The 21,935-nt window shown below is 39.4% G+C and carries 18 protein-coding genes and 1 tRNA gene; 16 read left to right on the forward strand and 3 right to left on the reverse strand.

Annotation, left to right across the window (positions count from 1 at the left end; translation table 11 throughout):
* Window positions 1-93 precede the first annotated feature (93 nt).
* From gyrB to EO125_RS07615, 6 genes are all read left to right on the forward strand, one after another.
* Window positions 94-1,995: a DNA topoisomerase (ATP-hydrolyzing) subunit B gene (gene gyrB / locus EO125_RS07590; RefSeq protein ID WP_127148365.1), complete on the forward strand. Its 1,902-nt coding sequence runs from the start codon at window positions 94-96 to the stop codon at window positions 1,993-1,995.
* An 11-nt stretch (window positions 1,996-2,006) separates the two neighbouring features.
* The gene (locus EO125_RS07595) at window positions 2,007-3,449 is read left to right on the forward strand and encodes an amino acid permease (RefSeq protein ID WP_127148366.1); all 1,443 of its coding nucleotides are present in this window, start codon (window positions 2,007-2,009) and stop codon (window positions 3,447-3,449) included.
* A 125-nt stretch (window positions 3,450-3,574) separates the two neighbouring features.
* Complete coding sequence (locus EO125_RS07600; RefSeq protein WP_127148367.1) at window positions 3,575-4,285, forward strand: AzlC family ABC transporter permease; 711 nt, start codon at window positions 3,575-3,577, stop codon at window positions 4,283-4,285.
* A complete protein-coding gene (locus tag EO125_RS07605; RefSeq protein WP_127148368.1) occupies window positions 4,282-4,611 on the forward strand; it encodes a branched-chain amino acid transporter permease in 330 nt (109 codons plus the stop codon). Before EO125_RS07600 ends, EO125_RS07605 begins: the two co-directional genes overlap by 4 nt.
* A gap of 316 nt (window positions 4,612-4,927) precedes the next feature.
* Entirely contained in the window at window positions 4,928-5,245 is a 318-nt protein-coding gene (locus tag EO125_RS07610; protein ID WP_127148369.1) for a YbjQ family protein, read from the forward strand.
* 37 nt (window positions 5,246-5,282) lie between these two features.
* Entirely contained in the window at window positions 5,283-6,632 is a 1,350-nt protein-coding gene (locus tag EO125_RS07615) for a hemolysin family protein (RefSeq protein ID WP_127148370.1), read from the forward strand.
* Window positions 6,633-6,789: 157 nt separating this feature from the next.
* On the opposite strand, the gene EO125_RS07620 is transcribed toward EO125_RS07615, so the two are convergent.
* Window positions 6,790-7,050, reverse strand: a complete 261-nt coding sequence (locus EO125_RS07620; RefSeq protein WP_127148371.1) for a Txe/YoeB family addiction module toxin — start codon at window positions 7,048-7,050, stop codon at window positions 6,790-6,792.
* Window positions 7,050-7,298 carry a type II toxin-antitoxin system Phd/YefM family antitoxin gene (locus tag EO125_RS07625; RefSeq protein ID WP_127148372.1) on the reverse strand — a complete coding sequence of 83 codons (249 nt, stop codon included), beginning with the start codon at window positions 7,296-7,298 and terminating at the stop codon, window positions 7,050-7,052. The genes EO125_RS07620 and EO125_RS07625 overlap by 1 nt, the downstream gene beginning before the upstream one ends.
* Window positions 7,299-7,516: 218 nt before the next feature.
* Between EO125_RS07625 and EO125_RS07630 the strand changes: the two genes are divergently transcribed.
* Complete coding sequence (locus EO125_RS07630) at window positions 7,517-7,831, forward strand: hypothetical protein (RefSeq protein WP_127148373.1); 315 nt, start codon at window positions 7,517-7,519, stop codon at window positions 7,829-7,831.
* 536 nt (window positions 7,832-8,367) lie between these two features.
* A tRNA-Arg gene (locus EO125_RS07635) sits at window positions 8,368-8,444 on the forward strand.
* 84 nt (window positions 8,445-8,528) lie between these two features.
* On the opposite strand, the gene EO125_RS07640 is transcribed toward EO125_RS07635, so the two are convergent.
* Window positions 8,529-9,872, reverse strand: a complete 1,344-nt coding sequence (locus tag EO125_RS07640) for a PepSY domain-containing protein (RefSeq protein ID WP_127148374.1) — start codon at window positions 9,870-9,872, stop codon at window positions 8,529-8,531.
* Window positions 9,873-10,104: 232 nt separating this feature from the next.
* Here EO125_RS07640 and EO125_RS07645 point away from each other — a divergent pair, with 232 nt between their 5' ends.
* The 8 genes from EO125_RS07645 (at window position 10,105) to ilvC (ending at window position 20,782) form a co-directional block, all read left to right on the forward strand.
* The gene (locus EO125_RS07645) at window positions 10,105-10,920 is read left to right on the forward strand and encodes a MetQ/NlpA family ABC transporter substrate-binding protein (protein ID WP_127148375.1); all 816 of its coding nucleotides are present in this window, start codon (window positions 10,105-10,107) and stop codon (window positions 10,918-10,920) included.
* Between the two features lie 431 nt (window positions 10,921-11,351).
* Entirely contained in the window at window positions 11,352-12,686 is a 1,335-nt protein-coding gene (locus tag EO125_RS07650; protein WP_127148376.1) for an NAD(P)-dependent oxidoreductase, read from the forward strand.
* A gap of 866 nt (window positions 12,687-13,552) precedes the next feature.
* Window positions 13,553-15,223 (forward strand): dihydroxy-acid dehydratase, encoded by a 1,671-nt coding sequence (gene ilvD / locus EO125_RS07655; RefSeq protein WP_127148377.1) that lies wholly within the window; start codon window positions 13,553-13,555, stop codon window positions 15,221-15,223.
* Window positions 15,224-15,338: 115 nt separating this feature from the next.
* Window positions 15,339-16,565, forward strand: coding sequence for a threonine ammonia-lyase (ilvA, locus tag EO125_RS07660; protein WP_127148378.1), 1,227 nt, complete (start codon window positions 15,339-15,341; stop codon window positions 16,563-16,565).
* 32 nt (window positions 16,566-16,597) lie between these two features.
* Window positions 16,598-18,319, forward strand: a complete 1,722-nt coding sequence (ilvB, locus tag EO125_RS07665; protein ID WP_127148379.1) for a biosynthetic-type acetolactate synthase large subunit — start codon at window positions 16,598-16,600, stop codon at window positions 18,317-18,319.
* A complete protein-coding gene (ilvN, locus tag EO125_RS07670) occupies window positions 18,312-18,806 on the forward strand; it encodes an acetolactate synthase small subunit (RefSeq protein ID WP_127148380.1) in 495 nt (164 codons plus the stop codon). The genes ilvB and ilvN overlap by 8 nt, the downstream gene beginning before the upstream one ends.
* On the forward strand, window positions 18,806-19,609 hold the full coding sequence (locus tag EO125_RS07675; protein WP_127148381.1) for an ABC transporter ATP-binding protein: 804 nt from the start codon (window positions 18,806-18,808) through the stop codon (window positions 19,607-19,609). Before ilvN ends, EO125_RS07675 begins: the two co-directional genes overlap by 1 nt.
* Before the next feature lie 162 nt (window positions 19,610-19,771).
* Window positions 19,772-20,782: a ketol-acid reductoisomerase gene (ilvC, locus tag EO125_RS07680; RefSeq protein ID WP_127011130.1), complete on the forward strand. Its 1,011-nt coding sequence runs from the start codon at window positions 19,772-19,774 to the stop codon at window positions 20,780-20,782.
* Window positions 20,783-21,935: the final 1,153 nt, after the last annotated feature.

The following is a 21,935-nucleotide window of genomic DNA, read 5'->3' on the forward strand; positions in this document are numbered from 1 at the left end:
ACAGACATAGTAAAGTATTGTATAATGGAATGTATTATATAGAATATGGTGCCAGTATGGTATGTTATTATATAAATAGTAGGAGGATATCAGATGGCAGAACAAACGAATTATGATGCTGGTAATATACAGGTCCTTGAAGGCTTAGAAGCCGTTCGTATGCGACCTGGTATGTATATTGGTAGCACATCTGCCCGTGGATTACATCACTTGGTGTATGAAGTTGTAGATAATAGTGTGGATGAGGCCCTAGCGGGGTATGCGACACATATTGAAGTGACCATTTGTGAAGATAATAGTATTGAAGTTATCGACGATGGTCGTGGGATTCCGACAGGGATGCACGAAACAGGTATGCCTGCGGTAGAACTAGTATTATCCAAACTTCATGCAGGTGGTAAATTTGGCGGTGGTGGATACAAAGTATCCGGTGGTCTTCATGGGGTAGGTATTTCCGTAGTGAATGCTTTGAGTGAGTGGACCATCGTCGATGTATACCAACATGGAAAAATTCAAGAAATTGCTTTTGAACGTGGTAATAAAAAGTCTGATTTGAAAGAAATTGGTACTACAGATCGTACAGGTACGACAGTACGATTTAAACCAGATGCGCAAATTTTTGAAACCACTATTTTTGAGTTCGATGTATTAAAAACTCGCTTACAAGAGTTGGCGTTCTTGAACAAAGGATTGCGTATTACCTTGTCCGATAAACGAGGGGAAGGTCGCAGTGAAAGTTTCCATTATGAAGGTGGCTTAGTACAATTTATTGAATATTTAAATGAAGCTAAAGAAGCTATCACGCCAAGTGTTATCTCCATTGATAATACTCGTGATGATGTAGTGGTAGATGTGGCATTACAATATAACGATAGTTATAGTGAAACGATTTTGTCCTTCGTTAATAATATCAACACCATTGATGGTGGTACGCATCTTAGCGGTTTCCGTACAGCTTTAACACGTACGTTGAACGATTATGGCCGCAAGGCTGGCATTTTGAAAGAAAATGAAAGCAACTTGACTGGGGAAGATGTACGGGAAGGCTTAACAGCTGTGGTGAGCGTAAAAGTATTGGAACCACAATTTGAAGGTCAAACAAAAGGTAAATTAGGCAATAGCGAAGTCAAAGGGATTACAGATACCATCGTGTCTGATGGATTGCGTGTCTTCTTGGAAGAGCATCCAGCAGAAGCGAAGAAAATCATCGAAAAAGCAACCAATGCCAGTCGTGCTCGTGAAGCAGCTAGGAAAGCTCGTGAATTGACACGCCGTAAAAATGCCTTAGAAGTGAGCTCCTTACCTGGTAAATTGGCAGATTGTTCTGAAAAAGATACGACTATGACAGAAATTTACCTCGTTGAAGGTGATTCTGCGGGTGGTACCGCAAAACAAGGCCGTGATCGCCGTTATCAAGCGATTTTGCCATTGCGCGGTAAAATTTTAAATGTAGAAAAAGCTCGTCTCGATAAAATCTTAGCCAATGCGGAAATTCGTTCTATGATTACTGCTTTTGGTACAGGTATTGGACAAGACTTTGATATTACGAAGAGCCGTTATAATAAGATTATCATTATGACCGATGCGGACGTGGACGGCGCACACATTCGTACTTTATTATTGACATTCTTCTATCGCTATATGAAGCCATTGATCGAAGAAGGTCATGTATTCATTGCACAACCACCGTTGTACCAGATTAAAAAAGGTCAAAAACAGTGGTATGCTTACAGTGATCAGGAACTTTCAGATAGATTGGACGAAATTGGCCGTGAAGGCATTACGATCCAACGTTACAAAGGTCTTGGTGAAATGAATGCAGAACAATTATGGGATACAACGATGAACCCTGAACATCGAACCATCCTACAAGTCAGCATGGAAGACAGTATTGCAGCAGATAAGATATTTAGCGTTTTGATGGGGGATAAGGTGGAACCTCGTCGAAAGTTTATCGAAGATAATGCGGAATATGTACGAAATCTTGACTTATAAGGAGAAGTCCCATGGAAAATAATAAATTAAAAAGAAGTTTAAAATCTCGCCACATGAATATGATTGCTTTGGGCGGTGCCATCGGTACAGGTTTATTCGTAGCTGGTGGTGAAGTAGTGAGTACAGCCGGTCCTGGTGGTGCCTTAGTAGCCTATAGTTTCATCGGTATTATGGTGTATTTCTTGATGACTAGTTTAGGGGAAATGACCACATACTTACCTGTGTCTGGTTCCTTTGGTACTCATGCCTCTCGCTATGTAGATAAAGCTTTGGGTTTTGCATTGGGTTGGAACTTTTGGTTCAACTGGGCCATTACATTAGCAGCGGAACTCGTAGCCAGTGCGTTCATTATGAAATACTGGTTTCCTGATGTGCCCGCCATCATTTGGTCTGCTTTGTTCTTGCTGATTTTGTTTGTATTGAACTATTTTTCAGCTCGTTCCTTCGGTGAAAGTGAATATGTATTCTCTAGCATCAAGGTTATTACTGTTATTGTATTCTTGTTATTAGGTACATTATTGATTCTTGGCGTGGGAAATCCATCTCCAGGATTCCATAACTGGACCTTAGGGGATGCACCATTTGTAGGGGGATTCTCCTCTATCTTGGCCATCTTTATGATTGCTGGTTTTTCTTTCCAAGGGGTAGAATTAATCGGTACTGCCGCTGGCGAGTCTGAAGATCCAGAGAAAAATATTCCAAAAGCCATTAACTCTATTTTCTGGCGTATTTTACTGTTCTATATTGGTTCCTTTATTGTTATTGGTTTCTTAATCCCTTACAATGATCCAAACTTATTGAATAGTTCTGTAGAAAATGTGTCCATCAGTCCATTTACATTAGTATTTGACCGTTTTGGATTTGATTGGGCGGCCCATTTCATCAATGCTATCTTGTTGATTGCTGTATTGTCGGCTGGTAATTCTGGTTTATTCTCCTCCACACGTATGTTATACGCATTGTCTAAATCAGGAGATGCGCCAAAATTATTTAGCTCTATTAATCAACGTGGTGTGCCAATTCCAGCATTGTTGGCAACAGCAGCCTTTGGTTTGTTCGCTTTCTTAACATCCTTAATTGGGGAAGGTCAAGCCTACACTTGGTTAATAAACATCAGTGGTATGAGTGGATTCATCACATGGGTGGGGATTGCGATTGCACATTATCGTTTCCGACGTGCTTATGTGGCACAAGGTCATGATGTATCCAAATTGCCTTACAAAGCATCTTGGTTCCCATTTGGTCCATTGTTTGCCTTGGCATTGTGCTTGATTATCATTGCTGGTCAAAACTATACAGCCTTTATGGGTGAAAGTATTGACTGGTATGGAGTATCCGTTGCTTATATTGGTCTTCCAGTATTCTTCGCTGTGTACTTATGGTATAAAGCAAAACATAAAACAAAAGTAGTGCCTCTAAAAGAAGTCGATTTATCTCGCGATTTTGAGGACTAATAGAAACAGCCTATGGGAAGAAGTTCCCGTAGGCTGTTTTGCTCTTGCTAATGGATTCTATAGTATCTTATAATGTATGAATATATAATAACACTAGTAATGTAATGAGAAAAAGGATACTATACATGGAACATAAACCAACAAAAAATACAATACTATCTGTCTTTCGATATGCTTTTCCTAAAACAACACCAATATTATTTGGCTTTTTATTTTTAGGTGTATCCTATGGTATTTATATGTACTCCATGGGATTTTCCTGGGGGTATACGCTGGCATTGAGTGCTCTCATTTATGCAGGGTCTATGGAATTTGTGACAGTGGCTATGTTACTATCTCCTTTTGATCCAGTGAGTGCTTTTTTGATTACACTCATGGTCAATGGACGTCATATATTTTATGGAATTTCTATGTTAACTATATATAGACATATGGGATGTCTAACACCATATCTTATATTTGGAATGACGGATGAAAGTTTTTCTATCAATTATACATCACAAATTCCTGCTGAAATTTCCAAGAAATGGTGTTATTTTTTTGTAACGTTATTGAATCAGTTATATTGGGTGGTCGGATCTGTCATAGGTAATCTCTTTGCGTCAATATTATCTTTCGATGCGAAAGGATTGGAATTTGTACTGACTGCACTCTTTATTGTGTTGGCTTTGGAGCAATATAAAATGCAACGAAATTTGATTAGCTCTGGCATAGGATTCGTGATTCCTGGCGTTGCCTTGATTGTATTTGGCAGTGAACACTTTATGATTCCTGCTATGATTGGTATCGTGGTGATGCTAAGTCTATTACGTAACACAATGGAGGGGGAGCAATGACTTTCACAGAACAGATGATAACCATTGCCATTGTTGTACTAGGCACCATGGCAACGCGATTTTTACCATTTGTCATATTTAACTCGAAAACAAAAACGCCTGCTTATGTGCAGTATTTAGGTAAAGTATTACCGTCGGCGACGATGAGTTTGTTAGTAGTATTTTCCTTGCGCCATGTAGATCTATCTGGAGTGTATCATGGAATACCAGATATAATTGCCGTAGCTGTGACGGTACTACTTCATTTGTGGAAGGGCAATATGTTTCTATCCATTGGGGGCGGAACGATTCTGTATATGGTACTGGTGCAACAGGTGTTTATATAATGTTATATAGGCGTCATCAGCGATATTATTAGTTGTAATGTTAATAATACTTTGAAAGTGTATAGTATGTAATCATCACTATAATATATAAATGGAGATTGTAACAAAATAGAATTAATTGAAATAGAGTAAAGTAAATCAAAATATCGACTTTACTCTATTTCTATATTTTAATAAGAAAATGAAGGACTCAGCATCTTTTTTTGTTATAGCTATTTTATAGTATTACACTTTCATAGAAGGAACTATTCTAAATATGATATAATACGAATAATAAGGTTTAAATCATATCAATATGAGAATAAAGGAGATACCTATGATTATTACAACAACGATGCAAATTGAAGGTCATTCAATTAAAGAATATAAAGGAATCGTCTTTGGAGAAGTTGTGGAAGGTCGTAACTTTGTGAAAGACTTTTTTTCATCGATTCGAGATATTGTTGGTGGTCGTAGCAATAGTTATGAATCATCTTTGGCTAGCGCTCGTGAAGCATCCTTGAAAGAAATGGAGAAACGAGCAAAAGCCATGGGAGCCAATGCGATTGTAGGTGTATCTGTGAGTTATGAAACATTGGGTGAAACGAATGGTATGCTCATGGTAACATGCACAGGAACAGCGGTTGTTATTTAGTATGTTAATTAGGAATCGATAAGGAGAGATAGAATCAGTGGGCAGTGACATAGGTATAGAAATTTTAATTGTAGTCATACTCATTATTTTGAATGGTCTATTTTCAATGACGGAATTAGCCATTATCAATGCTCGTAAAGGGTTATTAGAAGAAAAGGCGGAAGCTGGTAGTAGTGGAGCTCGCATGGCCATCAAGTTAGCGGAAGATCCAAATGAAATGTTTTCCACTATACAAATCGGTATTACTTTGATTAGTATCGTCACTGGTTTGTATTCTGGAGCTACCTTTTCCGATCCTATGGCGACATATATTAAAGAACATATACTGTGGCTAGCTGATTATGCGGATACGATAAGCCCTATTTTCATCGTATCTTTAACAACCTATTTATCCTTGGTGATAGGGGAATTAGTGCCAAAACGGTTGGCTTATAATTCGCCAGAATCCATTGCCATTATGATGGCCATCCCTATGAAATACTTCGCCACCATCACAAAACCATTTGTGGCACTTCTCAGTATGTCTACGACGATGCTACTGAAAGTATTAGGCGTCAAACATAAGGAAGAATCACCGGTGACGGAATCGGAAATTAATAAAATGCTTGTACAAGGTGTGGAACTAGGCGCTTATGAAGAGGAAGAGCCAGTGCTGGTAGAAAATATTTTCCGCTTAGCTGACCTTGATGCCAGCGATATTATGACACCTCGTACACAGCTGACCTGGATTGATATTAACGCTAGCGATGAGGAAATTCTGGAAACTATTATGGAATGCAATGAACATCGTATTCCAGTAGGTGACGATTCCTTAGATGAGTTGAAAGGATTAGTGTCTTCCGTGGATGTGTTGGCACAACAAATGAAAGAAAGCCATCGTCCTATGAAAGATATTCTAGCTTATTGCATGCGTAAACCAGTGCTCGTACCAGAATCCTTGTCCTTGATGAAAGTATTATCTACTTTCAGAGAAGAAGGTACTCACGAAGCCATTGTGCTAGACGAATATGGTGGCATGAGTGGGATGATTACGTTCCACGATATTATGGAAGAAATCGTGGGATTGATGCCATCTGGAGAAGAGGAAAAGAAAGAAGAAGAAAATCGCATCGTCAAACGAGAAGACGGTACGTATCTTGTAGATGGTCTTATTAGCATTGAAGAACTGAAAGAATATTTTGAAGTGGATGAACTATTGCCAGGAGAAGAAGACGATCTATATAAAACATTAGGTGGATTTGTGACCTACTTAATCGGTCGTATTCCCAAAGAAGCCAATCGCTGTCACTATGGGTCATTGCAATTTGAAGTCATGGATATGGATAACACACGGGTGGATAAAGTGATGGTGACACGGAAGGTAGCGGTGGAGAGTAGTTCAGACTAGAATTATGTATTTTAGATGAATCTATAAATAGATTACAAATCCTAATATGTAATAATTTTTAGAGATTTATTCTATGGAATAGAATGATTATTGGATAAAAAATATAAATAAAACAGAGGAAAGTTGATGATAAAGTACAACTTTCCTCTGTTTTATTCTATTCATAATGTGTCCATAAACTAATTATTTTAACAACTTTTTCTTCCTCAAAGACCTCATACACAAGTCGATGTTGGATATTAATGCGACGTGAATATAAGCCTTCTAAATCGCCCACCAATTTTTCATACCTTGGCGGTGTTTGGTAAGGATTTACTTTAATAATCTCTAATAATGCCTTTGCTTTTGTATCAAGTTTTGCAGATTTTAACTTAGGTATATCTTTCACAGCAGATTTTGTATAAGTTAACGTATACATTACCAAATAACCTCTTCTTCTGAAATACATTCGGATACTGGAGTGTTTTTTCCGTCTAGTAAAATTTCTTTCATACTAGGTTTGGATGTTAAATATAAAGTTTCTAACAAGGATAAATAATCATCTTCGCTTAATAGGATGGCATTACCATCTTTAGTGCTGATGCTGAGTGGTTCATTGTATTTAATAGTCTGTGTTAAATACTCAAAAATATTTTTTCTAAAATTTGTAATATTAATAATTGCCATGTGTATCACCTCTTTATGTACATTATAATGTACGTAAATATAAAAAGCAATAGTATAGATATTGAAAGTATCGTAATCATTTGGAGTAAACTGCAATAGAATTAGAAGTATCTATATTGCCACTACTTGGAAAGATACGATATAATAGGAACAGAATACATCAAGGTATGAGTATAATATACATAATAACTTATGTTAGTCATGAAAGAGGGTACACCATGGAATGGGTATATTTAGCAATTCATTATGGAGATAATGAGCGCGGTCATATTGCGTATAACAAAGAAACAAAAGAATGCCAAGTGGTATTAGACGATGCAGCTTGGAAAGAAAAAGTAGAATCCTATTTGCAAACAGAACAAACAGTGATGCATGCTACAGGATTGAATACATATGATGAGTTGATAGTGCAACCGTTGGAGTCCTATGAGTATTTAAAATTAGCATTAACTCGTATGTGGAACAAAAATGGCGTGCAAGTTGACTGGGGGATTCCAGTAGAAGTAGATGGTCAATTATATTTTGCTGAATAAGTGGGATTATATGTTTGATATTTAGCAATTGTAAGTGACGATGCGGTGCACATTACCGATGAAAGTGTGATTGTAAGAGAATGTCTAATACAGAAGAGTATACAACAGCCTATAGAACAGTAAGAGTGGTTCTATAGGCTTATTGTGTATATGATGGATGTATAAGAAATGTACTGAGATCTAAGAAATCGGATACATGTGTATATGGATCGAACATTTCTAAAGAAATATAAACACTTTCATCGTACATATGGAAGAGTTATCCACTAAATTGTGGATAACTCAGTGTATAACTATGAGTATAGTTTGTGAGTAGCTTGTTAATACATTGTGTATTTAGTGTTAATAACTCTATAGTTATACACATCTTATACACAAAAAGTGAATAACCCTTGTACTATAAGGCTTTATTGAATCTTAATGGGTTAGAAAAAATGTTCTGTATTGTGTATATGCACATACGATACAGATTGAATCTTATTTCAGATTTTATATTGCTAGGTAGAGTACAGTTAGACTATAATAGATGTATACTTGCGTTCATAGCTCAGTAGGATAGAGCGACAGTTTCCTAAACTGCAGGTCGGGGGTTCAATTCCCTCTGGGCGCACCATAGATAAAAACCGATGTCATAGAAAGATATATCTGTGACATCGGTTTTTTTCATGGGTTTATAAGAAAGACTACCATGAATATATTATAGAGTTTCTCGTATTCGAGTATAGTGTTGATATAAAGAGTATATAAATAGTATTAAAGGAATCAATAAGCAGATAGCACCAATTGTTTCTGTCATAGAATTAGGCCACATTGGAATGATTAAACCACAAGCAATTAATACACTAGATATAGTAGGAACTCTCCAAATATGAGTAGGAGATAAGGTGGATTTTATAGATGTAGTTTTCATAGGGATATGATATCGTTTCATAATCGTTAAGATGATTCCTAATACCATACCAATGATGACGATAATATCCCAAATAGCCCATAATATTTTTAATGCCATGGAATTATGATTATGAATATGTAAGTTTATCATAGTCTTCATTCCGGTGAAATACCAAGGAATTTCTTTTGTTACATACTGATCGAGAGTTGAATCAGTATATAAATTGGCATATACAGGCTGACCTAAAAACATGGCAGGATCCTCATCATTTTGGCTACCTAAATAAAAGGCATAGTGATAATTGTTAAATTTTGAAGGATAATCCATAGAAATAAGTTGACGATTAGGATAGGTTGATAGGATTCGTTGAATTGCTTCAGAAGGAGATAAAATTTCGGATGTATGATTAGCTAATTCTTGTGTTGCTATAGAGGCTACATTTTTTGTGTAATAATCATTAGCAATAAAAAAACCACCAATCCATACACCAGTTAGAGATAATACAATTCCCCAAACAGAAGCAATCATAGAAAATTCACGATGCAGAGCGCTGATTTGTAATCGATTTGATGTTTGTGTACTTCGTTTATAGGCGGAACTGAAAGGACCGTATAAAAAGATACCACTAAGGATGGATAAGAAGCATATCATAGATAGAATAGTTACAAGATAAATACCAAATTTTCCTAAGGCTAATCGAGTGTGTAATTCATGAATTGTGTGTAGTGCACTTCGTACCCATGGATGCGCAGGGGTGACACGATGAGATTCAACAAGTGTATTAGAATTTGGGTTATATAAGGTATACTCTCCTCCCATACCCATTCGTGCAGGTGGGGCAGATGTGGCTGATGAATCAATAATTCTATAGCGTAATAGGTTAGATCTATTCATGGTTGGAGAAATATTCAAAATATCTTTGGATGGATATTGTTGTTTTACTAATGCAGCACCCGCATCTGCTGCATCAAATATAGAGGATGAGTATGGACTCATTGTCATAGTAGATGTACTATGAGAGGGTTGTCCTAAAGACCAAGCATTTAATTCATTTCTAAATAATAATAATAAACCGGTAATGCAAAACATAAGAAAAAATATAATAGAGAAGATAGATATTCTCTTATGCCATTTGTAAAAAGTTGACATATAGTTACTCCTTTCATATAAAAACATGATTATAATAACTTAAATATTTTAGAAATTCAATTAATTGTGACTATGAAAAAAAGTTTTAATATATATAAATTATAGTTTTTAACTATTAATAGTGAGATAAAATTTATATTGGGCAAGAGGAGATTCTTATGATATTCTGTATACTCAGAATTGAAATATAATTTTTTGTTACTACTATCTGTAGTTATGAAAGGACAGAACTATGAAATTAAAATCATTATTTACACCCCTATTAGTGGGCATATTAGCATTAGGCATTGCAGGCTGTGGTACATCTACAACGACGCAGGACACACCGAAGGAAATTAAAATTGGTGCTACGGCAGGTCCTCATGCACAAGTGGCTGAGGCGGTAGCGAAAGAAGCACAAAAACAAGGTATCCAATTGAAAGTAGTAGAATTTTCTGACTATATCACACCAGATAAAGCCTTAGCAGATGGAGATATTCAATTGAATGCGTACCAACATGTGCCGTTTTTGGAAAACTTTAACAAGCAAAACAATTCTAAATTAGTACCAATTGGCAAAACAATTTTAATGCCAATGGGTATCTACAGTAATTCTGTAAAATCTCCTATCGATGTGAAAGACGGAGATACGGTAGCAATTCCAAATGATCCAACAAATGGTGGACGTGCCTTAGCCTTGTTACAACGAGCAGGTCTTATCAAATTGAAAGACGGCGTTGGCTTCAAAGCCACAGTAGCAGACATTGTGGAAAATCCTAAGAACCTAAAAATCCAAGAGCTAGAGGCAGCACAATTACCTCGTAGCTTAGACGATGTGACATTGGCGACGATTCCGATGAACTACGTGCAAAGCGCAGGCATCAACGTAGGTGAAAAAGGATTGTACTTAGAACCAAAAGACGAGCCATTAGCAGTGATGATCTTGGCTACACGTGAACAAGATAAAGACAATGAAACTTACAAAAAAATTGCAGAGATTTATCAGTCTGAAGCTATTAAACAATTCATTGCAGAAACTTTCAAAGGAACCATTACATCTGCAAACTAGTCAGTACTCATACAGAGGTCTACCCATGAGGTGGACCTCTTTTGTATCGTTGCAACGATTATGAAACGATAGGGGTATCATTGCATATGCTTATACATGCGATACTATAGGGGGTTATTAGAAATTGTATCATATGTATATAGTCTATTATTGCAAAGTGTGTGAAACGATAGAGGTATCGTTGCATAATATATAAAAATACATAGTTACACACAGTGCGTACATATGGTATACTATAGGATATATCTTTTAGTACTTTCACTAAGAAAAGGAGTACCTATAGTCATAGATACAGCAAGGGTGTAGCCATTGTTACAGTGGAAATGGCTAGTCTATGGTATACTATACGTATTATATCGAAATAAGTAAGAATCTATAAATAGAGTATGTAAAGGGAAAGTGTGTCACCAGAGTGGTGCAAGGAGGTCTTTATGGAGTTAAGACATGAACTAGAATTTGATAAAGATTATACGATGGAAGAAGCCTTTGCAGAGGCGAAGCGTTGTTTGAACTGTGCGAAACCGTTGTGCCGTACAGGTTGCCCTATTGAAAATGAAATTCCTCGTTTTATACAAGCCATTGCACATGGTAATTTTGGTTTAGCCAACGATATCATTGCGGAGCGTAGCAGTTTGCCAGCGGTGTGCGGCCGTGTGTGTGCTCGTGAAAAACAATGTGAAGGGGCATGTATTTTAAACCGTGCGAATAAACCAATCAATATTGGTAAATTAGAACGCTTTGCCGCCGATTTTGAAAGCGACAATAACCTTCGCAAGGTAAAACCAAACCGTAAAGACCAAGGTAAAATTGCTGTGATTGGGTCTGGTCCTGCTGGCTTAACTGTGGCTGGAGATATGGCAAAATTAGGCTATGCGGTAACGGTGTTTGAGCGTCAAGATGAGCCGGGTGGTATCCTATTATTCGGTATTCCTGAGTTCCGATTAGGTAAAAAAATTGTGCGCCGTGAAGTGCAAAGCTTGGAACGATTAGGAGTTACCTTTGAATGTAATGTAACAATCGGTCCGGATCGTAACTTGGATTCCTTGTTTGAAGAAGGATATGATGCGATTTTCATTGCTACAGGTACCCATGTGCCAGCAGAAATTTCTTTACCTGGTGATGATAAAGTGGGCATGTTACAAGCCATGGCTTTGTTGACATCGGTACAGTTGGTGCAAAATGGCAGAGCAGAAGAGTCTTTAATTCCTGTGTACAAAGGTGATAAAGTTGTCATCATCGGTGCTGGTAATGTGGCGATGGATGCGGCTCGTACTTGTATCCGTCTTGGTGCTGAAAGTGTAACCGTGACGTACCGCCGTGGAGAAGAGCAAATGCCAGCAAACCCATCTGAATTTGAAGAAGCAAAAGAAGAAGGCATTCATTTTGAATTCTTAGCCGCTCCAAAAGAAGTAACAGGTTCAGATATCGTGGAAGGGTTGACATTTACACGACAAGAACTACAAGAAGATGGATCCGTGAAAAGTACTGGCGAAGACTTTACCTTACCAGCAGATAAAATTATCGTGGCTATTGGTCATAAACCAAATGCTCGTTTAGTAGGTCCTGGTAATGGTATTGAAGTGAATGAGTCAGGTTATGTAGTAACACACGATATGCCATATGGCATGACAAGCCGTAAAGGTGTATTCGCAGGTGGTGATGTAGTGCATAAACCAGCTACCGTAGTATTGGCTATGCGTGAAGCTAAAAAAGTAGTAGAAGGTATTGTAAACTACTGCGAGGCAAAACGCTTTTTAGGGGAGTAGGGTTTTATTTTTTGGCAATGTATGCTATAATTTAGACAAGCGAAAAAGAGTAATGGTGATTTCACAAAGCTCACCAAAAAAACACCCAGGTGGCTAGACCTGGGTGTTTTTATTTGTCTATATAGCTGACAAGGCTAGGCTAGTTACTTCTTAAATACTCGATCTAGCCATTTACAAATGTAGTAAGCGAGGACATTTGCCGTAATCGAGATAAAAAGAGTAAGGAGTATTAATTTCACAAATCTCACCCCCTTTCTGTTACCAGTATGGGGGAAGTAACATCTATAGTATAACAGATTGTGAAAAATAACACATCTGAAAGAGTAAAAAAATATAGATATATACTTGCATACAGTGGACAAAGGTGTTACAATAGTAGACAGTTATTTTATTTTTAAAGTATTACACTTATAGTTAAGATTCGTACGCATATCGTACAGAAAGGAGATTATCATGGTATTGTTAGCAATTCTCGTGCTCGTCCTGTTCCTAGTAGTGAACGTCATTAGAATTAACAATTCCATAGAGGTCGCCTTTTCTTCGGTAGAGCTACCATCTTAGGTTTCTTTGTGTACAGCATAAGGAATCTAGGTTGTTGTAGTCTATTTGATTAACGTGCATACATATATATTAAAAGGCGATTCCCTAGGGATCGCCCTTTTTTATGTCTGACATACTATGTCAGAGTAACAGATATGGGTTATAGATCTACAAGGAATATAATCAACTCCAAAGGAAAATCAAATAGATCTATCTCATAAAAATCTCGTTGATTTAACGTGTGAATAGACATTGTATATAGATAACAATATGTAACTATAACAAGTGTTATAAATTATATTTATATAAGCAGAAAGGATCATCATATGGTACGCAGTGATAGAGTAGCCAAAGGGGCAACAAGAGCTCCTCATCGTTCATTATTAAAAGCATTAGGGTTCATCAACGAGGAAATTGGAAAACCAATCATTGGGATTGCCAATTCTTTCAATGAAATCATTCCAGGTCATGTGCATTTGAAAAATCTCGTTCAATCTGTAAAAGATGGTATCCGTGAAGCTGGCGGTATTCCTATGGAATTTAATACCATTGGTATTTGTGACGGATTGGCGATGAACCACATCGGCATGAAGTATTCCTTGGTGACACGCAATATCATCGCTGATTCTATTGAGGCCTCTGCCATGGCTACACCTTTCGATGCGATGGTGTTCATTCCTAACTGCGATAAAGTAGTACCAGGTATGTTGATTGCCGCTGCTCGTTTAAACTTACCATCTGTATTCGTATCTGGTGGCGCTATGCTAGCAGGCGTGCACAATGGTAAAAAAATCGGTTTATCCGATGTGTTTGAAGCAGTAGGTAAATTCGAAGCAGGATTAATTTCAGAAGAAGAATTAGAGCATATTGAAAACGTAGCTTGTCCAACTTGCGGATCTTGCTCTGGTATGTACACAGCGAACACCATGAACTGTTTAACAGAAGCATTGGGTATGGCATTGCCTGGTAATGGTACGATTCCTGCTGTTTACTCCGAGCGTTTGCGTCTAGCAAAACGTGCGGGTATGCAAGTGATGGAAGTGTTACAAGAAGGTTTACGTCCAAAAGATGTATTGACGAAAGAAGCCTTTGAAAATGCGGTAGCTGTAGATATGGCATTGGGTGGATCTTCCAACACGGCACTACATTTACCAGCCATCGCTCATGAAGCGGGCGTGTCCTTAACCTTGGACGATTTCAATCGTATTGCAGGTGATACACCACAATTGGCGAAATTGTCTCCATCTGGAAAATATTTCATCGAAGATCTACATGCTGCAGGCGGTGTGTATGCGGTAATGCACCGTTTACAAGAACAAGGTCACTTGCATGAAAGTGCAAAATCTGTGAGCTTGGTGGACCAAGGTACGATTGCTAAAACTATGAAAGTCCTAGACGAAGATGTGATCCATCCTTGGAGTGACCCAGTGTACACCACAGGTGGTATCGCTGTATTGAAAGGTAACTTAGCTCCGGACGGTTCCGTTGTGAAAGAAGGCGCCGTAGATTCAGAAATGCTCGTTCATTCTGGTCCAGCAAAAGTCTTCAATAGCGAAGAAGAAGCGGTAGAAGCCATCATGGGTCACAAAATTGTGAAAGGAGATGTAGTCATCATTCGCTACGAAGGTCCAAAAGGTGGTCCAGGTATGCGTGAAATGTTGACACCAACAGCGACAATTACAGGTATGGGCCTTGGTAAAGACGTAGCCTTAATTACAGATGGTCGTTTCTCTGGTGCTACTCGTGGCGCATCCATTGGTCACGTATCTCCAGAAGCAGCTTCCGGTGGAACGATTGCCATCGTAGAAGATGGAGATATCATCGAAATCGATATTCCAAATCGTTCCTTGAATGTGAAACTTTCAGAGGAAGAAATTGAACGAAGAAAAGCAAATTTAGCACCGTACAAATTAGATGTCAAAGGATACTTGAAAAAATATGCTATGCATGTATCCTCTGCGGCACAAGGTGCGATCGAAATCCTAGACGAAGCATAAGAGGGAATGTAGTTAAGATATAGAATTATCTATGAGGGAACGTAGTCGGGATAGATATATCTGCAAGGGAAGAAAAGTTCCATACAAGAATATAGACTTAGGAAAGGACGTTTATATGCATAAATTATACGATTTCATGGAGGCTAGGGAGCGGCTTGCTACCATCGCCGTGAAAACAAAATTAATTCATAGCTCTGTGTACTCCCAAGAAACAGGCAATGATGTATATATCAAACCGGAAAATTTACAGCGCACAGGATCTTTCAAATTACGGGGTGCGTACAATAAAATTTCCAAATTAACAGAAGCAGAAAAGGCCTGCGGCGTTATCGCAGCATCCGCAGGCAACCATGCGCAAGGTGTGGCACTAGCAGCCCAACGCTTAGGTATTAAAGCAGTCATCGTTATGCCACGTCACACACCACTCATCAAAGTAGAGGCGACACGCCAATACGGCGCAGAAGTGGTGCTGGCTGGTGAAGTCTATGACGAAGCTTATGAAAAGGCTTGTGAACTACAAGAAAAGCACGGTTATGTGTTCGTCCATCCTTTTGATGATGAAGATGTCATCGAAGGGCAAGGGACTATTGCTTTAGAAATTCTAGAAGAATTGCCAAATGCAGATATTATCTTAGTACCAATTGGTGGTGGCGGATTGATCTCCGGTGTGGCAGCAGCAGCGAAACTGAAAAATCCACAAGTGAAGATTATCGGTGTAGAACCAGAGGGTGCAGCCAGTGCGAAAGCGGCCGTAGCAGAAGGAAAACCTGTGAATTTGCCATCAGTGAGCACCATTGCCGATGGGGCAGCTGTAAAATTAATTGGTACAAGGGACTTAGAATATATTCAAACCTATGTGGATGAAATCGTTACCGTATCCGACTATGAATTGATGGAAGCCTTCCTATTATTAGCAGAAAAACATAAGATCATCGGCGAAAATGCGGGGTTACTTTCAGTGGCAGGTTTGAAAAAGCTACGGGTGCGAGGTAAAACAGTGGTTAGTATCTTGAGCGGTGGTAACATCGATGTATTGACCATTGCGTCCATGATTACCAAAGGCTTAGTTGTACGGGGCCGTATTTTCACATTTGCTGTGAATTTATCAGATAAACCAGGCCAATTAGTGGCAGTGTCTGAAATCTTAGCAGAACAAAATGCGAATGTCATCAAACTAGAACATAATCAGTTTAAAAACCTAGATCGATTCCATGAAGTGGAGTTGGTGGTGACCGTAGAAACGAACGGAGAAGACCATATTAAGAAAATTACGGCTGCCATGGCGGACCGTGGATATACGATTCACCGTATCAGTTCTAATGAATTTAATGAACATGACTAATGAATAGAATGGATATAGAAAGAGGATAAACTATGAGTGAACAGAAGATGATTCGAGGAGCCCGCATACTCCTAGAAACATTGAAGCGCTTGGGAGTGACCGATATATTTGGCTATCCCGGCGGCGCCGTAATTCCTATATACAATGAAATTTATGATTTCGAGGGGCTCAATCATTACTTGGCACGTCATGAACAAGGAGCAGCTCATGAAGCGGATGGCTATGCCCGTGCGTCTGGTAAATGTGGTGTTTGCTTAGCCACATCTGGTCCAGGTGCCACAAATCTTGTAACAGGTATTATGACGGCGCATATGGATTCCATTCCCCTCTTGGCCATCACAGGTCAGGTGGCTAGCCACTTACTAGGGAAAGATGCGTTCCAAGAATCCGACATCATTGGGATTACTATGCCAGTGACAAAAAATAATTATTTGGTAAAAGATATCCGTGAAATTGCTAGTATTGTGAAAGAAGCGTACTATCTAGCTACCACAGGTCGACCAGGCCCTGTGCTCGTGGACATCACACGAGATGCGCAATTGGCGGAAATTTCCTATGAAGAATTTGAAGCGATTTTCAATGAGCTAGTCTCCTTAGAAGGGTATGATCCAAACTATATTGGACATCCAAAACAAATTAAAAAAGCCATCGAATTATTGAAAGATGCAAAACGACCTCTTATCGTGGCGGGTCATGGGGTCCTATTATCTGGTGCCACAGAAGAGCTTTACAAATTAGCCACCACATGCCAAATTCCAGTGACGAATACCTTGTTAGGATTGGGCTCTTTCCCTGGAGAACATCAATTATCCTTAGGTATGTTAGGCATGCATGGCACGGTGTATGCGAACTATGCTACCAATGAAGCGGACGTAGTATTGGCATTGGGTATCCGCTTTGACGATCGTATTGCAGGGGTACCGAAGGAGTTCTGTAAAGATGCTACTATTATCCACGTAGATATTGACCCAGCAGAAATTGGCAAAAATAAACTCATCGATGTGCCAATCGTTGGTGATTTGAAACATGTATTGAATGAGATGAATCATGAATTGACTCCACAAACTCATGAAAGTTGGTTGGAACGCATTCGTGAATGGCGTGAAGAATATCCAATTCGCGTTCGTCCTCACGAAGGCGATTCTCTATTACCACAAAAGGTTATCCATGAAATCGACAATATCGTGAAAGGCAACGCCATCGTGGTCACAGACGTAGGACAACACCAAATGTGGACGTCTCAATTCATTACTTTCTCCAAGCCGAATACGATCATCACATCTGGTGGTGCCGGTACGATGGGCTTTGGCTTGCCAGCAGCCATCGGTGCACAAGTAGCAGCACCAGACAAAAAAGTAGTACTCATCACAGGTGATGGGGGCTTACAAATGAACAGCCAAGAATTACTCTTATTGAAAGCTTATAATATCCCTGTGAAAGTGGTCATCATCAACAATGCTTTCTTGGGCATGGTGCGCCAATGGCAAGAGTTATTTAATCAACATAGGTATTCCTTCGTAGACTTGTCCATCAACCCAGATTTTGAAACGTTAGCAAAAGCCTATGGCGTACAAGGGGTGACATTGTCCACTATCGAAGAGTTGCGCAGTCAATTACGAGACCTTATCTTATCTGACGAGCCAGTAGTGATTAACTGCGTTGTGGAAAAAGAAGAAAATGTATTCCCAATGATTCCAGCGGGTTGCAGCGCCAAAGATATGATTGGATTGAAAGGAGGCCCTGACAATGAGTAAAGTACAACAACACCAAGTGTTAGTGATTACAAAAAACAAACCAGGCATCGGGGCTAGAATCCTGTCCCTGTTCAATCGTCGTGGGTACTCCGTCACACAAATGACGTCCGGTATTTCGATTCCAAGCCATCATGCACGGATTACTTTGACCGTAGAAACAGACGAAGTACAATTGGACCAAATCCAAAAACAAATCTACAAACTAGTAGATGCGATTAAGGTGAAAGTATTTTCTCCAGAACAAGTAGTGCGTCGTGAACTTATGCTGATCAAGGTGAAAGCAGATGTATCTGTACGACCACAAATCATCCAGTTGGCTGACGTATATCGTGGCAGTGTCTTAGACGTAGGTCCTAACTCTATCATGATTGAAATCACAGGAGAAACGCAGAAATTAGATGCTTTCATAGAAATTATGAAAGAATATGGCATTCTAGAAATTGCGAAAACAGGTTGCACTGCTATGAGTCGTGGAGAAAAAATGTAATGGTTATACCAAAGCAAGGTGAGTTGTTACATTACGAAGGAGTTACCTTTATCCGCAATGGGGAAGCGATTTTGCAAGGTGTGGACTGGCATGTGAACACAGGGGAAAACTGGGCATTACTCGGTCTTAATGGAGCAGGCAAGTCCACCTTACTAGGCATGATTATGGCCTACACTTGTGCCACCCGTGGTGAGGTGCGTGTCCTAGGACATACCTTTGGGCAATGCGTGTGGAAAGACGTAAAAGATCGCATCGGATTCGTCAGCTCCACATTAGGGCAATTTGAACGTACCATGCGAGAGGAAACAGTGCGACAAATTTTGTTATCGGGAGCGCATGGTACCATTGGCGTGTACCGAGAGGTGACAGAGGAAGAAGAACAACGCTGTGATGAGGTCCTAGCAGATATGGGATTGCAGCATTTACAGCATCGTCACTTTGGGGTACTTTCCACAGGGGAGCAACGCCGTGTTTTAATCGGTCGTGCTTTGATGACGAGTCCAGACTTGCTCATCTTAGATGAACCATGCAATGGGTTAGACGTACCGAGCCGAGAACAATTGCTCCGTCATCTCAATCGACGGGGGACTCAGGACAGTCCTTGTCCATTCATCTATGTGACACACCAAATCGAGGAAATCCTTCCCACTGTCACACATGTGGCACTGCTAAAAGAAGGTAAAATCTTCCAAGCGGGGCCAAAACGAGAGGTCATTACCGATGAGATTTTATCATCACTCTATGGTTTGTCTGTGAAAGTGACTTGGGTCCAAGATCGACCTTGGCTGCAAGTACTTTCATAAAATGTTTTTATAGAGTGTACAAAGATATTTTTAATCATACTGATTTATCATATTAAGTATGGTAAATCCGTAAGCCGAAAGGCTGAAAATTAGTTGAATTTCACTAGAAAATCTAGTAAATTATAAACATCATTATGTATTACAAAGTAGGAGGTTATCACAATGGCAGGTAACATTTTAGGCACACAAGTATTTTATGATGCAGATTGCAATCTACAAGCATTAGTAGGTAAAAAAATTACAGTTCTTGGCTACGGTTCCCAAGGTCATGCGCATGCGTTGAACTTGAAAGAAAGCGGCATGGACGTACAAATCGGTCTTCGCGAAGGTTCCAAATCTTGGAAAGAAGCAGAAGAAGCTGGTTTCGTAGTCAAAGAAACAGGCGAGGCTGTAAAAGGTGCAGACGTTGTGATGATCTTGATTCCAGATGAATTACAAGCAGAAACATATGAAAAATCCATCGCTCCTAACCTTAAACAAGGTGCGTACTTGGCATTTGCTCATGGTTTCAACATTCATTTCGGTAAAATTAAACCATCTGCTGACGTAAACGTATTCATGGTAGCCCCTAAAGGCCCTGGTCACTTAGTACGTCGTACATTCCAAGAAGGTTCTGGCGTTCCTTGCTTGTACGCTGTATACGCAGATCCAAGCGGAGACACTAAAGAAGTGGCATTGGCATGGGCATCTGGTGTAGGCGGTGGCCGTTCCGGTATTTTAGAAACTGACTTCCGTCAAGAAACTGAAACTGACTTATTCGGTGAACAAGCAGTACTTTGCGGCGGCGTATGTGCGTTGATGCAAACTGGTTTCGAAGTATTGGTAGAAGCTGGCTACAACCCAGTTAATGCATACTTTGAATGTGTTCATGAAATGAAATTAATCATCGACTTGATCTATGAAGGTGGTTTCGAAACAATGCGTAAATCTATCTCCAACACAGCTGAGTTCGGTGACTATATTACAGGACCAAAAGTAATCCCAGCAGCAGCGAAAGAAGCTATGCGTGGTGTATTAAAAGATATCCAAGATGGCAAATTTGCTGATCAATTCCTTGGTGATTATGCAGCAGGTTACCCATATCTTAACGAACAACGTAAACAATCTGCAGCACATCAAGTAGAAGAAGTAGGCGGCGAATTACGTAAATTGATGCCTTGGATCAAAAAGTAAGTCGTCTCTTGTGACGCTATGTAGCCTTGTGGCGTTCTTGAATACATAGGGCAAAGGGAAGAGCACGACATGTTCCTCCGCAAACTGATACAGTGGTTAGGTTTGCTCCAGAACATGTCGTGCTCTTCTTGTGTTTGTGTGATTTAGGTAGTGAGGGGACGCCACAAAGGCTACTACTCGTAACGGCGTTCCTCATGGGATTGGAAGACCGCAATATACTCCTTCTCAAACTGATACGGCGATTAGGTTTGTTCAGGAGCATGTTGCGGTCTTTTGCGTTTGTGTGATTTAGGCAGTAAGGGAACGCCACCTACTACTCGTAACGGCGTTCCTCAGGGGATTGGAAGACCGTAACACACTCCTTTTCAAAGTGATACAGTGGCTAGGTTTGTTCAGGAGCATGTTGCGGTCTTTTGCGTTTGTGTGGTTTAGGTAGTGAGGGAACGCCACCTACTACTTGTAACGGCGTTCACTCAGGGGATTGGAAGACCGCAACATACTTCTTCTCAAACTGATACAGTGGTTAGGTTTGTTCAGGAGCATGTTGCGGTCTTCTTGTATTTGTGTGATTTAGGCAGTAAGGGAACGCCACCTACTACTCGTAACGGCGTTCCTCAGGTGATTGGAAGAGTACGGTATACCCCTCACAAACGGTATTTCATAATGTATCGTCACTTGTGATGCTATGTAGTCTGTGTCATTCGTAACTAAATAAGATAAAAGGAAGACCGTAACACACCCCTTCTCAAACTGATCCTACGGTAGGTTTGTTCAGGAGCATGTTGTGGTCTTTTGCGTTTATATGATTTAGGTGTAAGGAACGCTCCACAGGCTACTACTTATAACGCTGTTCCTTAGGTGGTAGGCAAGTGTAGGTAGGGGATACTCTACTGATGATTATTACGTTGAAATTGTAGAAATGGTTGAGTTGATACTAGTTGTGAGTGCTTGTATAGGTAATGTGGCATAGGAGATTACATACAATAGACTATAGAATATGTAAAAACTACATTAAAAATATTCATTTCGTTTAAAATTGGGGGGGGTAGAAGGTAAAATAATGAATTTTATTTAATGTTAGTGTAAAATGTTTGTGGGAAAATAAAATAGCAAAAGAAGGTCAACCTTTGTTACAATGAATGTATTCCAAAAA

The sequence above is a fragment of the Veillonella sp. VA139 genome, from assembly GCF_003992005.1.
In the GTDB taxonomy this organism is placed as follows: domain Bacteria; phylum Bacillota; class Negativicutes; order Veillonellales; family Veillonellaceae; genus F0422.

What these genes read in the sequence shown, in the direction of transcription:
- gyrB (WP_127148365.1), top strand. Translation starts at nt 94, where the DNA reads ATGGCAGAACAAACGAATTATGATGCTGGTAATATACAGGTCCTTGAA.
- EO125_RS07595 (WP_127148366.1), top strand. Translation starts at nt 2,007, where the DNA reads ATGGAAAATAATAAATTAAAAAGAAGTTTAAAATCTCGCCACATGAAT.
- EO125_RS07600 (WP_127148367.1), top strand. Translation starts at nt 3,575, where the DNA reads ATGGAACATAAACCAACAAAAAATACAATACTATCTGTCTTTCGATAT.
- EO125_RS07605 (WP_127148368.1), top strand. Translation starts at nt 4,282, where the DNA reads ATGACTTTCACAGAACAGATGATAACCATTGCCATTGTTGTACTAGGC.
- EO125_RS07610 (WP_127148369.1), top strand. Translation starts at nt 4,928, where the DNA reads ATGATTATTACAACAACGATGCAAATTGAAGGTCATTCAATTAAAGAA.
- EO125_RS07620 (WP_127148371.1), bottom strand. Translation starts at nt 7,050, where the DNA reads ATGTATACGTTAACTTATACAAAATCTGCTGTGAAAGATATACCTAAG.
- EO125_RS07625 (WP_127148372.1), bottom strand. Translation starts at nt 7,298, where the DNA reads ATGGCAATTATTAATATTACAAATTTTAGAAAAAATATTTTTGAGTAT.
- EO125_RS07630 (WP_127148373.1), top strand. Translation starts at nt 7,517, where the DNA reads ATGGAATGGGTATATTTAGCAATTCATTATGGAGATAATGAGCGCGGT.
- EO125_RS07640 (WP_127148374.1), bottom strand. Translation starts at nt 9,872, where the DNA reads ATGTCAACTTTTTACAAATGGCATAAGAGAATATCTATCTTCTCTATT.
- EO125_RS07645 (WP_127148375.1), top strand. Translation starts at nt 10,105, where the DNA reads ATGAAATTAAAATCATTATTTACACCCCTATTAGTGGGCATATTAGCA.
- EO125_RS07650 (WP_127148376.1), top strand. Translation starts at nt 11,352, where the DNA reads ATGGAGTTAAGACATGAACTAGAATTTGATAAAGATTATACGATGGAA.
- ilvD (WP_127148377.1), top strand. Translation starts at nt 13,553, where the DNA reads ATGGTACGCAGTGATAGAGTAGCCAAAGGGGCAACAAGAGCTCCTCAT.
- ilvA (WP_127148378.1), top strand. Translation starts at nt 15,339, where the DNA reads ATGCATAAATTATACGATTTCATGGAGGCTAGGGAGCGGCTTGCTACC.
- ilvB (WP_127148379.1), top strand. Translation starts at nt 16,598, where the DNA reads ATGAGTGAACAGAAGATGATTCGAGGAGCCCGCATACTCCTAGAAACA.
- ilvN (WP_127148380.1), top strand. Translation starts at nt 18,312, where the DNA reads ATGAGTAAAGTACAACAACACCAAGTGTTAGTGATTACAAAAAACAAA.
- EO125_RS07675 (WP_127148381.1), top strand. Translation starts at nt 18,806, where the DNA reads ATGGTTATACCAAAGCAAGGTGAGTTGTTACATTACGAAGGAGTTACC.
- ilvC (WP_127011130.1), top strand. Translation starts at nt 19,772, where the DNA reads ATGGCAGGTAACATTTTAGGCACACAAGTATTTTATGATGCAGATTGC.